The organism is Streptomyces sp. RLA131, assembly GCF_056270125.1.
The window spans coordinates 1,067,798-1,081,006 of record NZ_JBWDOQ010000002.1 but is presented as its reverse complement, the minus strand read 5'-3'; the positions used below and the strand labels follow the sequence as shown (position 1 = coordinate 1,081,006).

The 13,209-nt window shown below is 72.9% G+C and carries 16 protein-coding genes; 4 read left to right on the top strand and 12 right to left on the bottom strand.

The genetic code is table 11. The features are described from left to right. Positions 1-54: 54 nt before the first annotated feature. Positions 55-405, bottom strand: coding sequence for a PRC-barrel domain containing protein (locus RWE79_RS05820; protein WP_475938933.1), 351 nt, complete (start codon positions 403-405; stop codon positions 55-57). A 223-nt stretch (positions 406-628) separates the two neighbouring features. On the opposite strand from RWE79_RS05820, the gene RWE79_RS05815 reads away from it, so the two are divergent. Next, positions 629-847 (top strand): DUF5133 domain-containing protein, encoded by a 219-nt coding sequence (locus tag RWE79_RS05815; protein ID WP_475938932.1) that lies wholly within the window; start codon positions 629-631, stop codon positions 845-847. A 25-nt stretch (positions 848-872) separates the two neighbouring features. On the opposite strand, the gene RWE79_RS05810 is transcribed toward RWE79_RS05815, so the two are convergent. After that, the gene (locus RWE79_RS05810; protein ID WP_475938931.1) at positions 873-1,103 is read right to left on the bottom strand and encodes a DUF6479 family protein; all 231 of its coding nucleotides are present in this window, start codon (positions 1,101-1,103) and stop codon (positions 873-875) included. A 143-nt stretch (positions 1,104-1,246) separates the two neighbouring features. Between RWE79_RS05810 and RWE79_RS05805 the strand changes: the two genes are divergently transcribed. Continuing rightward, positions 1,247-1,375 carry an LPFR motif small protein gene (locus tag RWE79_RS05805; protein ID WP_265737128.1) on the top strand — a complete coding sequence of 43 codons (129 nt, stop codon included), beginning with the start codon at positions 1,247-1,249 and terminating at the stop codon, positions 1,373-1,375. A gap of 80 nt (positions 1,376-1,455) precedes the next feature. On the opposite strand, the gene RWE79_RS05800 is transcribed toward RWE79_RS05805, so the two are convergent. From RWE79_RS05800 to RWE79_RS05790, 3 genes are all read right to left on the bottom strand, one after another. Next, positions 1,456-1,611 carry a DUF6131 family protein gene (locus tag RWE79_RS05800; RefSeq protein WP_475938930.1) on the bottom strand — a complete coding sequence of 52 codons (156 nt, stop codon included), beginning with the start codon at positions 1,609-1,611 and terminating at the stop codon, positions 1,456-1,458. Between the two features lie 75 nt (positions 1,612-1,686). Further along, positions 1,687-2,079 carry a hypothetical protein gene (locus RWE79_RS05795; RefSeq protein ID WP_475938929.1) on the bottom strand — a complete coding sequence of 131 codons (393 nt, stop codon included), beginning with the start codon at positions 2,077-2,079 and terminating at the stop codon, positions 1,687-1,689. Between the two features lie 174 nt (positions 2,080-2,253). Then, positions 2,254-2,838, bottom strand: a complete 585-nt coding sequence (locus tag RWE79_RS05790) for a helix-turn-helix domain-containing protein (RefSeq protein WP_475938928.1) — start codon at positions 2,836-2,838, stop codon at positions 2,254-2,256. Positions 2,839-2,915: 77 nt separating this feature from the next. Between RWE79_RS05790 and RWE79_RS05785 the strand changes: the two genes are divergently transcribed. Next, the gene (locus RWE79_RS05785) at positions 2,916-3,896 is read left to right on the top strand and encodes a class I SAM-dependent methyltransferase (protein WP_475938927.1); all 981 of its coding nucleotides are present in this window, start codon (positions 2,916-2,918) and stop codon (positions 3,894-3,896) included. 24 nt (positions 3,897-3,920) lie between these two features. Here RWE79_RS05785 and RWE79_RS05780 read toward each other — a convergent pair whose 3' ends face one another. The 5 genes from RWE79_RS05780 to RWE79_RS05760 form a co-directional block, all read right to left on the bottom strand. Then, positions 3,921-4,268, bottom strand: a complete 348-nt coding sequence (locus RWE79_RS05780; protein ID WP_475938926.1) for a hypothetical protein — start codon at positions 4,266-4,268, stop codon at positions 3,921-3,923. A gap of 239 nt (positions 4,269-4,507) precedes the next feature. Then, positions 4,508-4,798 carry a protealysin inhibitor emfourin gene (locus tag RWE79_RS05775; RefSeq protein ID WP_475938925.1) on the bottom strand — a complete coding sequence of 97 codons (291 nt, stop codon included), beginning with the start codon at positions 4,796-4,798 and terminating at the stop codon, positions 4,508-4,510. Between the two features lie 18 nt (positions 4,799-4,816). Beyond that, complete coding sequence (locus tag RWE79_RS05770) at positions 4,817-5,920, bottom strand: M4 family metallopeptidase (RefSeq protein ID WP_475938924.1); 1,104 nt, start codon at positions 5,918-5,920, stop codon at positions 4,817-4,819. Between the two features lie 197 nt (positions 5,921-6,117). After that, a complete protein-coding gene (locus RWE79_RS05765) occupies positions 6,118-7,596 on the bottom strand; it encodes a hypothetical protein (RefSeq protein ID WP_475938923.1) in 1,479 nt (492 codons plus the stop codon). Between the two features lie 25 nt (positions 7,597-7,621). Next, on the bottom strand, positions 7,622-8,902 hold the full coding sequence (locus tag RWE79_RS05760; RefSeq protein WP_475938922.1) for a glycosyltransferase family 4 protein: 1,281 nt from the start codon (positions 8,900-8,902) through the stop codon (positions 7,622-7,624). Between the two features lie 266 nt (positions 8,903-9,168). Here RWE79_RS05760 and RWE79_RS05755 point away from each other — a divergent pair, with 266 nt between their 5' ends. Next, positions 9,169-10,650, top strand: a complete 1,482-nt coding sequence (locus RWE79_RS05755; RefSeq protein ID WP_475938921.1) for a sensor histidine kinase — start codon at positions 9,169-9,171, stop codon at positions 10,648-10,650. A 493-nt stretch (positions 10,651-11,143) separates the two neighbouring features. Here RWE79_RS05755 and RWE79_RS05750 read toward each other — a convergent pair whose 3' ends face one another. Then, positions 11,144-12,484, bottom strand: coding sequence for a nucleotidyl transferase AbiEii/AbiGii toxin family protein (locus RWE79_RS05750; RefSeq protein ID WP_475938920.1), 1,341 nt, complete (start codon positions 12,482-12,484; stop codon positions 11,144-11,146). Then, positions 12,481-12,915: a hypothetical protein gene (locus RWE79_RS05745; RefSeq protein WP_475938919.1), complete on the bottom strand. Its 435-nt coding sequence runs from the start codon at positions 12,913-12,915 to the stop codon at positions 12,481-12,483. The genes RWE79_RS05750 and RWE79_RS05745 overlap by 4 nt, the downstream gene beginning before the upstream one ends. Between the last annotated feature and the right edge of the window lie 294 nt (positions 12,916-13,209).

Sequence of the window (13,209 nt, the reverse complement as noted above, 5' to 3'; positions counted from 1 at the left end):
ACGGCGGAGGCCGCCACCCACACATGGTGGGCGGCGGCCTCCGGCGGTACGGCGTCAGACGGCGGGATTGCCGTAGTAGCCGCCGAGCTGGTCGTGGTATCCGGTGTCGCCGAGGTGCTTGTCCCGGTCGAACTCCGGAGAGTCCTTGATCTGCTCCTTGGTACGGCCGACGAAGACCTTGCGGTCGTCGTGGTCGATACGCGTGATGGTGCCGGCGGGGAGGAGGACCTCCTTGCCGAAGATCCATACACCGGTGTCGACGACCAGGTAGGCGGCGCCGACCTCGTCGGAGTGCTTGTCGACCTTGCCGATGTGGCCGTCGGTCGCCTCGACCTTGTAGCCGATCAGGTCGGTACCCGCCAGGTGGCCGGACTCGGGCTCGTAGCTCCACATGCTGTCACTCATTGAACAACTGTCCTTCCGTAGCGGTCACGGCGTTCGGGAAGGCCGGCGCGGTCCCGCATCCCGCCTTCCTGGTTCGGACGGCTACCCCGCCGATGGCATCGCACACACGCTCGTAAACAGGCCCGCCGCAAGGTCAACTCACCCTGGAAACAGGGGACATGAAGATCGGCGACGCGGGTAGACGAGCACCCGACATGACCGGGTGGCGGAAGGAAGACCGACGATGCTGATGGCTCACCCCGCAGTGCTGCGGAATCTGCTGGAACGGTACGAGGGGCTGGAAGCCCTGGCCGGGACCGAGGCCGCCGGACCGCACATCCACCGCCAGATGCAGGACACCGCGTACACGTTGTGCGTCTCCACCGGTACGCGGGACATCGACGAAGCCGTCTCCGCCGCCCGCGAGCGGATCGGGAGCCGTCTCGTGAGCGACTGCGCATAGCCCCCGGGGGAGGCCGTCCGTCAGGTCAGCGGTGCGGGTTGCCCTGGTCGGGGTCGTCGTCGGGTGTCTGCCATGAGGTGCTGCGGGGCTGGGGGCTCCGGGCCTGCCGCGAGGCGGCGGAGAGCCGCCCACGGGCGCCGATACGGTGGCTGCCCCACCAGAAGGCGACGATCAGCAGGGCGGCGACAGCCACGCCGACGACGATGAGCAGCAGGGGCCGCGTCGCGCCCGCGGCCAGGGGAAGTGAGGAGATCATGACCCGCCTTCTACCCCGGAACGGCGTGGCCACCGGCCCTCTCGTCCGAGGATCCGCGGCTCATACGCGACGGATATCGGGGTACACGATCAGCCGGACACGCTGAACGGGACCACCCCGCTTCATTCTTTGAAAGGTTCACCATGCTCAAGGCAATCGCAGATGTTCTCGGCAAGATCGGCAGCGCCATCGCCACCGTCGTCACGCTGCCCTTCCGTGCCGTCGCCCGCCTCTTCGGCGGCGCCTCCGACAGCGCCCACGGGCACCACTGATCCCCCCTGGGGGGGCCGTGGGGTGCGGTGGGCGCCGTCGACCGGCTCCGCTGCGCGCGGACGCCGCTGCTGCTGTGCGACTACCAGTAGTGGCGTCGTCCGCCGACCTCCCGCCCCACCATGCCCATGATCCACAGCACGGCGCCGATGACGAGCAGAACGATCCCGATGGTCCACAGGATCGAGATGCTCGTGAGAAATCCGATGATCAAGAGGATGACGCCCAGAATGATCATGGTGTCGCCCTTCGTGGCTTGACGTACTTCAACTGTGCATCCGCTCCGCCACGGCGGCTCGCCCTGCCGGAGCCCTCAGACGTCGTCGGACCGCGGTTCCTGAGGGTCGACGCCGGTCTGGGACGAAGCGTCCTTGCTGCCGCTGGGGCGGCCGGAGCGGCCACGCGGGCCCCGGTCGTGCCGGCCCTCCTCGCCCTCGGCCGCGAGGTCCTCACCGCTGCGGTTGCCGCTGTCGCCGGTCGCGGCGGGCACACCCCTGACCGAGGCGTCCCGCGCCTCCTTGCCGCCCCGGCGCTCTGCTTCGCGTTTCGGGGCGCCGGGATCGGGACGGAACGACCGCTGCGCGCTGGGATTCGGTTCCTGGCGGGTGGCGTCGACGTCGGGAGACCAGCCGTGCTGTTCTGTTCCTTCGTGCCGTCCGGGGCCCTCCCCGTGGGTGGGGTGCGACCTCTTGGGTGTCTTCGCCATGGTGGTGCTCCTGTTCCGTTTCGAATACCCTCCCGGCTTATACCCGTTTAGCAGAATATGACCCTTCCGGTCCGGGGTCGTGCGCCGGATCGGGTCACGGCTCACGGAGCGCCGTGGAGACCGCCCGGGCGGTGGTCAGGACGCAGCGGCCGAATCCGTCGGGGTGCCATGCCGTCAGGCACGGGGCTTCGCGCGGACGTGAATGCGTTCCCCCTGCCTCCCGAAGAGGCTGAGGATCTCGACGGGCCGCCCGTCCGCGCTGCTGAACCAGTGGGGCAGCCGGGTGTCGAACTCGGCGGCCTCGCCGGGGCCGAGAAGCAGATCGTGCTCGGCGAGGACCAGTCGCAGCCGGCCGTCCAGCACGTACAGCCACTCGTAGCCCTCGTGGGTGCGGAGATCCGGCTCGGTACCCCGGTCGGTGATGATCATCTTGTACGCCTGGAGGGGCCCCGGGCTCCGGGTCAGGGGCACGAACGTCCCCCCGTCCGGCATGGTGCGCGGTGTCAGCCGCACCCGGGGATCCCCCACCTCGGGGGCGCCGACCAGGTCGTCCAGGGGTACGTGGTACACACCGGCGAGCGGCAGCAGCAACTCCAGGCTCGGGCGGCGCTGCCCGGACTCCAGCCGGGAAAGGGTGCTCTTGGAGATGCCGGTCGCCTCGGAGAGCGCGGCCAGGGTGAGACCGCGCCCGGCGCGCAGCCGTCTGAGCCGGGGGGCGACCTCGTCGAGGACCGCTTGGAGGGGCGGTGTTGCGTCCATGCCTGCATTCCACCCCGCCGTCCCGGAAACAGCAACAAGAGTTGCCGTCGGCACACGGCTGGTGCACGCTCCCGGGCATGAGCCCACACAGCGATTCCGCACCCGGCCACGAAGACCGCCACGAAGACCGCCACGAAGACGGACACCAAGACGGACACGGACACGGCCACGGCCACGGACACCACGGCACCGACATCGACTGGGGGGTCATGGCCACCCAGTTGGAGAACAGCGGTGAACTGCAACTCCCGGCCCTGCGCGGAACAGCGGCCCGGCTGAAGGAGCTGCTGGACCCGCGGAAGGAGGTCCGGCGCGTCCTCGACATCGGCAGCGGGCCGGGCGTGATGACCTGCGTGCTCGCCGAGGCCTTCGCGGGCGCCGAGACGGTCGCCGTGGACGGCACGCCCCAACTGCTGGATCACACCCTGGCCCGCGCCGAGCGGCTCGGCCTCGGCGGCCGGGTGGCCGTCCGGCACGCGGAACTGCCCGAGGGCCTGGACGGCGCCGGCGAGCACGGGGAGGGCGGCCTCGGCACGGCGGATCTGGTCTGGAGCAGCAAGGCCGTGCACCACCTCGGCGATCAGCAGGGTGTGCTGAACGCGCTCGCCGGTGTGCTCAGCCCCGGCGGGCTGCTCGCCGTGGGCGAGGGCGGCCTTCCGATGCGCTTTCTCCCGCGCGACATCGGCATCGGCAGGCCGGGGCTCCAGGCCCGGCTCGACGTCATCCAGGAGCACTGGTTCGAGACCATGCGGGCCGAGCTGCCCGGCAGCACCAGCGTGGTCGAGGACTGGCCCGCGATGCTCAGCCGCGCCGGACTCACCCGCGTCGGCGGCTTCACCTCCCTCGTCGACCTGCCGGCACCTCTGGGCGGGACGGCCCGCGCCTTCCTGCACGGCCATCTGACCCGGATCCGGGAGGTGATGGACGACACCCTGGACGCGGAGGACCGCGGGACACTCGACGTACTGCTCGACCCCGGATCCCCGCAGGGCATCCTGCGGCGGCCCGACGCCTTCTTCCTCTCCGCGACCACGGTCTTCACGGGCGTGCGCGGCTGAGCGGGCCGGGGGCTGTCCGGGCGGTCAGCCGCCGACGACGGAGAAGCTCCGCCACGGTGGGTGGCCCGGCACGATGCGGTCCGACAGCGTCGTCGCGAGGTACACGCTCTGGGTGCCCGCCGGCTGCCGGCAGTTGGTGCCCGCGTACAGCACGATGTCGTCGAGTGTGTTGTTGGACATGCCGTTGGCGCCCTCGGGCACCAGGGTGTGGCATCCCCGGTCGCTGGGGTTCTGCAGGTTCACCACCCGGCCGCTCGGGGTGGTGTACAGCAGCGTGCCCACCATGGGACGGGCGGAACCGGCGCATCCCGCGACGGCGAGCGTCAGAAACACGGCTCCGGCGCGGATGCCGGCCAGGCGACGGTCGGGCATGGGAAGTGTCCTCGTCTGTGCTGGAGGAATGCGGGCCTTCCTCTCGGAACAACAGTGCCGCGAACGCGCCTGCGCGGCATCCGAAGGACGGCCAGTCGGCGTATGCGGCCGGGCCTGAGGGACGGCCGCCGGTCCCGGCGGCGTACTCCAAGGAGGCCGAGGAAGGGCGGCGGGATGCCGTCACCGCCCTTCCTCGTACTGCCCCGGAAGCGGATGGTGCGACACGGCGGCGGGTGACGTTACCGCATGGTCCCTCGGCCTTCCCGGAGTACGCGGTCGACCAGTTCGTCCTGGGCCTCGTCGATGTCCGGGTCGGCGAACTCGACGGTGCGGTCGTCCACCGTCACGGAGTACTGGTAGCCGTCCGGCACACCGGCGGCGGGCGCCGCCCGGCTGCCGGCGACGGCCCCGGAGACGACGGAGGTCGCGAGGCGTTCCAGTTCGGCCGCGTCGGGCCGGCCGGTGGTGTCCAGTTCGGCCTGATGGGTCAGTCCGGCCAGGCCGCCGCTCCTGGTCACCCGGATGTGCATGGCGGCGGCGCGACCGGCTCAGCCATTGCCGTTCCCGTTCACACCCACCTCGGACCATGCCTTGAGGACCACCTCGTACTCCGGTCCCTTGCCGTAGCGCGTCGCCGCGGCGCTGAGAGTCGTCCGGGCGAAGTCCTTGAAGGTGGCGTCCTGGTCCAGCTCGCCGGAGGTGATCGCGTCGTACCAGATCTGACCCGCCTTCTCCCAGGCGAAGCCGCCGATACCGGTCGCCACCAGGTAGAAGGCGTGGTTGGGGATGCCCGAGTTGGTGTGCACTCCGCCGTGGTCGAGGTCGGTCTCGACGAAGCCGGCCATGTTGTCCGGCTGCGGGTCCCTGCCGCCCAGGCGGGGATCGTCGAAGGCCGTGCCGGGAGCCTTCATCGAGCGCAGGCCCTGCCCGCGCACCGCGGGGGTGAAGATGCCGGCGCCGATCAGCCAGTCCGCCTCCTCCGCGGCCTGACGTCGGGCGAACTGCTTGACCAGTGAGCCGAAGACGTCGGAGACCGACTCGTTGAGGGCACCCGACTGACCCTGATAGGCGAGCCCCGCGGTGAACTGGGTGACGCCGTGGGTGAGTTCGTGGGCGATGATGTCGTGCGAGATGGTGAAGTCGTTGAAGACACGGCCGTCGCCGTCGCCGAAGACCATGCGTTCGCCGTTCCAGAACGCGTTGTTGTAACTGCGGCGGTAGTGGACGGTGCCTTCCAGCGGCATGTTGTCGTCGTCGATCGAGTGCCGGCCGTACACCTCCTTGTAGAAGGTGTACGTGAGGCCCAGGCTGTCGTAGGCGCGGTTGACGGGGCCGTCCGCGACCGGGTCGCCCCCGTCGGGCCTGACCACCTCGCCGGGCAGGTCGAGGCTGTGGTGGGTGTCGAAGATCGTCCGTTCGAGCCGGGCCTCGGGGCCCGGGGCGGCCGGCGCCGCCAGGCCGGGTGATTTGACCCGGTAGGCGCGGAACGCGGCCTCGGCGTCGGCCCGGAGGGTGTTGCGTGCGGCCTCGCGCACCTTGGGATCGTCCGACTCGGCGAGTCTTTCGAGGACGAAGGGCGGAACGATCGTGCAGAAGCAGCCGCCGGGCCTCGGCGCTCGGTGTTCCCCGCCCCGGGGGAAGGTCGTTTTCATACCCGAGCGGTTCCCGGCCCCCGGACGCGAGCCATGCGCCCGCGCGCGACATCACCCTGGTGGTCCTGCCCGGCTGGGCCGGACGGATCACTGCGCCCGAGGCGGCGGGGAAAGGCTCGTTGTCTCGGCGCCGACCGGGCTGATGCCCATCCGGCCGGACTCCGGGGGAGCGAGGGCACCCGCCACGACCCGGAGGGTCACCGCACATACGCGGTCCAGCCGGTACCCGTGAGCCGGTGGGGGTGCCAGGCGCGGGCGTAGCGCGGTGGGTTCCGGGACCGGCCGGTCAGTACGGCGGTGGGTTCGGTGGCGGCCCGGCGCAGCAGGGCGGGGGTGGTCGTCGAGCGGTTGTTGCCGGAGGTCTCGGCCGAGGCGCAGCCCGCGTAGTAGCCGACGGGCAGCGCGTGGCTGCCGGCGACCAGGCACGGCGGGCGCAGGCCGAGGTGACGCAGGCCGTCGGCGGCGGCACGGTAGTACCCGGCGACGGCGCGGGCGGCGTCGGCGTCGTGCCGCAGGACCATGTACTGGCCGGACAGGTGCAGGGCGAGCAGACCGACCAGGGCCACGGCCGTGCCGGGGCGGGCCGGCCCGGGGCGGACCCGGGCCGTCGCGCCCGAGGCCAGGGCGGCGACGGGAAGGGAGAGCAGGGCGTACACGGGCATCAGGAAGCGTGGGGCGGAGTAGTCGATGAGCAGCAGATAGGGGACGGCGAGCGCGACGGCGCAGACGACGGGCAGCAGCGTCGGTGCCGGGCGCCGGGTGCGTACCGCGGCCAGCGACGCCGCCGCGGCCAGCAGCGGCAGGGCGAGCCACCACAGCGTGAGGGCGACGTGCGGCGGCGCGACCTGGCAGGGGCGGCACAGCAGGGGGCCGTCGAGGCTGCGCAGGGCGTGGCCGCCGGCCCAGCGCAGGCCCATGCCGCCCTCGGTGGCGCTGGAGACCCGGAGCCGGGCACCGATGCCGCCCCACCGCAGGTACGCCTCGGCGGCCCACTGCGCGCCGCCCACCGCGAGGCCGCCGACGACGGCCAGGGGCAGCGCCGGCCGACGCCGCCAGGCGGGTACGAGGGCGCAGCCCGCCAGCAGCGGCAGGGCGAGCCACACCCCGTCCGGCGTACGGAACACCGTGGCGGAGGCGATCCCGAGGCCCAGGCCCGCGAAGGCCCGGCGCGGGGCCCCGGGAGCCGCCCCGCGCAGGAACCAGCCGACGGCGGCCACGGCGGACAGCGCCACCCACAGGTTCGGCATCGCCTGCGGCCCGTACAGCACGGTGACCCACAGCCCGCCGAACAACGCGGCCGCCAGCGCCACCCGGCCGGGCCCCAGCAGCGGCCGCCACACCCGGAACGCCGCGTACAGCGCCCCGGCGGACAGCAGCGCCAGCACGGTCCTGAGCGCGGTGGTGGAGCCGGTCACGGCGAGGACGGGGGCGGTGAGCAGGCCGATGCCGCGCGAGCGCGGGGCGCTGAAGTACGCGGCCGGACGGCGCGGGTCGAACTGGGAGACGTACACGGTCTCGTCCCAGCCCAGGCCGAGGTGCGGGACGACGAGGGCCAGTTGCAGGACCGCGTAGCCGACGGCGACCAGCGCGAGCCGGATGTCCGGCCTGGGGTCTCGGCCGTGCTCCGTGACGCCGGCGGGCCCGGCGGTGGTGGTGTCGGTGGTGGTCGCGGTCATGTCGTCCCCTCGCTGCTGTCCGGATTCACGGGGTGCCGTGCGCTGCTGCGACCGCCCGTATGCGGTGCGCCACCCGGCGCGCCGTGCCCAGCAGCCGGGTCCGGTCCAGCAGGTCACGGAACCGGGTCCGGGTGGTGGCGCGCAGGCGGGTCCGGGCGCGTTCGCCCCGGGTGCCGGCCAGTTCGGCGAAGAGCCGCTCGTAGCGGCGGGTGACGGGTTCCGGGTCGAAGCGGGCGGCATTGGCCAGGGCGGCCGCCGCCATCCGGCGCCGGCGGTCCTCGTCGTCGATGAGGTCGATCAGTGCCTCGGCGAGCGCGGCCCGGTCACCGACGGGCACGAGCCGGCCGTCGACTCCGTCACGGATGATCTCGGCGGGGCCCAGCGGGCAGTCGGTGCTCACGACGGGGACGCCGCAGCGCATGGCCTCCACGATCGTCATGCCGAACGACTCGGCGTCCGAGGCGACCGCGACCAGGGACGCCTTCGCGAACTCCGGCTCGATCGGTGAGCGGGCCCCCATCAGGTGGACGTGGTCCCGCAGCCCGAGTCCGTCGATCAGCCGCGCCAGACGTTCGCGTTCGGGGCCCTGGCCGTAGATCCGCAGCTGCCAGTCCGGGTACTTGGCCGCCACCGTGGCGTACGCCTCGACGAGCAGGTCGTAGCGCTTGCCCCTGGCCAGCCGGCCGGCCGCCGCGACGATCTTCGCGGTGCCGTCGGAGGGCGGCCCCGGCGGGGCGGGGACGCTGTTGGGCACGGCCACCACGGGTACCCCCGGCAGCGGCATCCGCCGGCGGTAGACGGCGGCGTCCGCCTCGGTCATGGTGACGAGCGCGTCCAGGCGGCGGTAGTGCGGGGCCAGCTCGGCGCGCAGCCGCCCGCTGTGGACGTCGTGGCTGAGGTGCTCCTGGGCGATCCGCAGGGCGCGGCGCGGGCCGAAGCGCGCGAGGTAGACGTTCACCCCGGGCCGGGTGCCGATCAGTACGTCGGCGTCGCCGTACCGCAGATGCTCCTCCACGCGGACATCGACCAGCCGGCTGTACTGGCGGTACCGCTTCTCGGCAGCCGGGAAGAACCGCGCGGGGCGGGCGTGCAGCGGGTCCCGCAGGTCGGGGCTGTCCGGCCGGATGTCGACCAGCGGGACCAGCCGCACGCGCGGATCGACCGCGAACCGTGGCCGCTCGCGGTGCCGCAGCATCGAGACGATCTCCATGTCATGGTCATCGGCGAGCGCGGCGGCGAGGTTGAGCGTGGTGCGTATCGTCCCGCCGATGCCGTAGGCGTTGTGCAGCAGGAACGTGATCTTCATAAGTGATCTCTCCGGGACGGCGGGGACCCGGAGGAACACGGTCGCCCCCGGCGTGACGCCACCATGGAGGAGCGAGGTAAGCCGACTGCGTGGCGAGGGTGAGAGGAGGGTAAGAGGCTCCGGTCACCGCCCCGGAACGGTCCGGCGGCGCCGCTCGCCCGTGCAGACTGGCCGGGTGAGGACCGTGGGAACACCGTGCCGGCCCCGGCCCGCACCGGGTTCGGCGTACCTCACCGTACGGGGGCCGGCCACACCCTCAGGGAGAGATGACAGCTGTGACCACGCCCCGGCGAACCCGGATCCGCGGCGGCCCGCGTACCGGCTCGCGTACCGGCTCGCGTACCGGCCTCCGGCCCGGCCCGCGGCCCGGCCCGCGCATCAGTCTGCGCACCGCGTTCGCCGTGTCCTTCGCCGCCCTGGCGGTCACCGTCACCGTGCTGGTCGGCTTCCTCGGCTACACCGCGGCGGCCCGGCTGGTCCGCGTGGACCAGCAGCGGGTCTTCTCGGGCGTGGTGCAGGATCTGCGCCGCCAGGTCAGGCACGAGCCGCGCACCGCGAAGGACTACGTCCACGACTCCGACCACGACGGGCCGCGCGAGGAGCTGACGCAGCTGATCCGGGCCGACATCCAGGTCCTCGGCCCCGGCGGCCGTGTCGTGGACCCGGGCGACCCGGCCCTCGCGGTGGCCGCCGCCGACCGGGGCATCGCCGGCCACCGCGCGGCGGGCCGGACCATCGAGTACGAGACCGGCATCGGCGACGACCGGTACCGCGTGGCGGTCGTGGCCCTGGGCGGCGGACGCGGCGCCGTCCAGGTCGCGCAGCAGCTCAGCGACACCGAGGACCTGCTGCGCAGCCTGCAGAAGCGTACGGTCGCGCTCACCGCCGTCGTCGTGCTCGGCGCCGCGATGGCCGGCTGGTGGCTGGCACGCCGGATCACCGGACGGCTGGTGCGGCTGACCGCCGTCGCGGAGGACGTGGCGAGGACCGGCCGGCCGGTGGCGGACGTACCGGTCGCCGGCCGCGACGAGGTCGGCCGCCTCGGCCGCGCCTTCGACGACATGCTCGGCCGGCTCGCCCGCTCCGAGGAGGACCAGCGCCGCCTGGTCCAGGACGCCGGGCACGAACTGCGCACGCCGCTCACCTCGTTGCGTACCAATGTCTCGCTGCTGAGCCGCCTCGGCGAACTCACGCCCCGGGCCCGCGCCGAGCTGATCGACGACATGGCCGACGAGACCCGCGAACTCACCGACCTGGTCAACGAACTGGTCGAGCTGGCGGCCGGACACCGCGACACCGAGGAGCCGGTGGACCTCGTGCTCGGCGAGGTGGTGGCCAGGGCGGCGGCCCTCGCGGGCCGGCGTACCGGCCGGGAGATCGTCGTACGGTCCGACACCACCCTTGTCCGGGGCAGGCCCGCCGCCCTGCAACGCGCGGTGTCCAACCTCCTGGAGAACGCCGCGAAATTCGACCCCGAGGGCAGCGGGCGGATCGAGGTCGTGGCCGACGGTCCGCGGGTGGAGGTGCGCGACCGGGGCCCCGGCATCCCCGACGCCGACCTGCCCCGGATCTTCGACCGCTTCTACCGGGCGGCGGACGCCCGCAGCCTCCCCGGCTCCGGCCTCGGCCTGGCCATCGTCCGCGAAGTCGCCACGGCCCACGGCGGCACCGCCTTCGCCCATGGCCGTCCCGGCGGGGGCGCGGTCGTCGGTTTCACGGTCCGGCCGGCCGACGACGGACCGCGCTGACGACGGGCGCGGTGACGACGGGCGCGGTGACGACGGGCGCGGTGACGGCGGCCGCGCTGACGACGCCCGGCCGGGGAGCGGAAGCGGGGGGCGCGACAAGCTCGCCCTCGCGCGACGGCGAGACGGATGGGACCGCGCAGGACCGGGCTGGGCCGGTTCGTCCCGCAGCCGTCGCAGCACCCGCGGACGGCCGATCAAGTCGCTGACGACGGCGGTCACTTCGGGACGCGGGCTGTTCGCCGGCCCCGGGGTGCGCGGGGCCGAAGCGGCGCATCGCCGGCCGCCGGACGCGGTCGTGGCCCGGTGGGTCGTTACCGCGTCCCCCGGCCGCGGGCATCGGCTGCGACAGGTTGCGGACGTCCGAGCTCGGGTGCGGGTCGTGCGGTACGCCGGCGAACTCGTCCAGGTACTGTCTGCTCCGCGGCACTGTGGGAACGGGACGGCACTGCGCCCGGCGAGGTCACCGCCGAGGCGAACGTCACGACCCCCACCGCTACTGGTCGAGCCCGTCGACCACGGCGCCTCTGCCATCACCTGAGGGACCGGGGCCGAGTTCGTCCAGCACCATGGGCCACCACCCGGGATTCGCGCGCCAGGCGCTCCAGTTGTCGTGGTGCGCCAGGACAGCGGCGAGGGCGTCGTGCGGGCCGAGGGTGTGCGGTCCGGCTATTTCCCTCAGGATGACGACGGCCGCGATCAGGCCGTCCCGGCCGCCTCCCGCGAGGTGTCCGAGGACTGTGGCCGGGTCGGCGGGGTGGGCGGCCCGGGTGGCGTCCACCAACGGTCGCAGCCATCGGGCCCACCGGCTGTGGGCGTCCTCGCCGGGTCGTTCCGCCGCGTCCAGGAGCGGCGCCAGGGCGCGGGCGAGCCGCTCCTGGTAGTGCTTGGCCGTTCCCTGGACCCATGGGTGTTCGGTGGCGAAATGCTTCCACTCGCCCTCCGCGTCCAGTGTGTCGAGCCACCACGGGCCGGCCGGCCGCAGCCCTTCGGTCCCGCCGAGAACGAAGGCGTCCCGCACCGGTTCGTACTCCGGCGGGGTACGTTCGGCCAGCAGGACCGCGTCGTACAGGTCCTTGCCCTGCGGATAGGCGTCGCTGACCAGCCACAGGAGCTTCCAGGCCAGTGACAGGCCGGGGGAGGCGGCCAGTACACGGCTGCCGGGACCGTCACCCAACGGCCTGATGACGGTGAGCGCGGCCGGGGCCGGCAGGATCTCGTTGAACACGATGTCGAGCTGGACGGAGCCGCCGGGGACACCCGGTGCGGTCCAGGGCAGCAGCATGCGGCGCCCCGGCACCCGGTCGTATGTCCAGATCTCCTCGGTGACCGCGCCTGCCGCGTCGATCGTGACCCCACTGCCGGCGGCGGCGGCCGCCGCGTCCCGTGCGATCCCGGTGAACAGTCGCGCGGTGCGGGACTCGTCCACCGCCCAGTCCGGCGGTACGACGACGAAGTCCAGGTCGCCGGGGTCACGGGCCGCGTCCCCGAACCAGGTGACCATCAACACACTGCCACGCAGCACCAGGTGGTCCACCCACGGACCGTCGGCGATCGCGGCGAGTACGAGATCCAGCACCGTACGCCGTGCCCGGTGCCAGGCCCGGCCCTCCTTCTCGTTCTTGAAGCGGGGCTCTCCCGCCCGGTAGGCGTTGGCGAACTGCTTCAGCGCGGGATCGAACACCACGGGCTGACCCAGGCCCGCCGGCGCCGGCAGCAGCGTGCGCGGCAGATCCATCCGCCGCCGGGTCTCCTCGTCGAGAGGGACGTGCAGGACGTGGGGAGACCCGTGCCACAGACCCTTCCAGGTACCGGTCCCGTCGGGGGAGTGCGTCATCGTGCGGGCTCCTGACTGATCCAGCCGTCGTCCAGACCGGGGCCGGTGTCGTGCACGACGAACTCCCGTTCCACCTCAAGGACATGAAAAGCGGCAGTGCGCAGGTCGTCGAGGAGGGCGGACAGCCGTCGTTCGGCGGTGACGCGGCCCACGCCGTGGCACCGCTGGGTGACGAAGCGTTCCTCCTGGGCGTCCTCACGGACCCGGCGGGCGTTCCATGAGATGTGCGCGCCGTGGGGGATGGCGAGATCCTCCAGCGCCGTGCGGTCCTGCCCGGCCCTCAGCAGCAGTTTGACGTGGTGCTCGAAGTGAAGGGACGGGGCCTCGGCGGCAGCCGAGGTGTCGTGCTGCGGCACGCCGGCAGCCCAGGTCACCGCCTCCGTCTTGATCCGGTCCACCCGGAAGCCGTCGGCCGCCAGATCGGCGGCCACGCCGGCCGCCCTGCGTATCTGCGCCGGAGCCGATCCCTCGCCCCGGAACTCAGCATGGGCTGGGAAGGTGTGTGCCCACGGGCCAGCACGATATGGACGAACCCCAGCCCGCGCGCCGCGCCCCAGGCGGCCAGCCGGTCCGTGGTGCCGATCGGGCACACCACGGTGAGGTGACTCTCCAGAACGCCGTGGACATCGGGAACCGTGGGTGCGACTCCGAGATCGTGCTGATCACGCATGCTCACACAATGGCAGGTCAGCGAGCCGGCGACCAAGGAATATCGCCGGACTGCC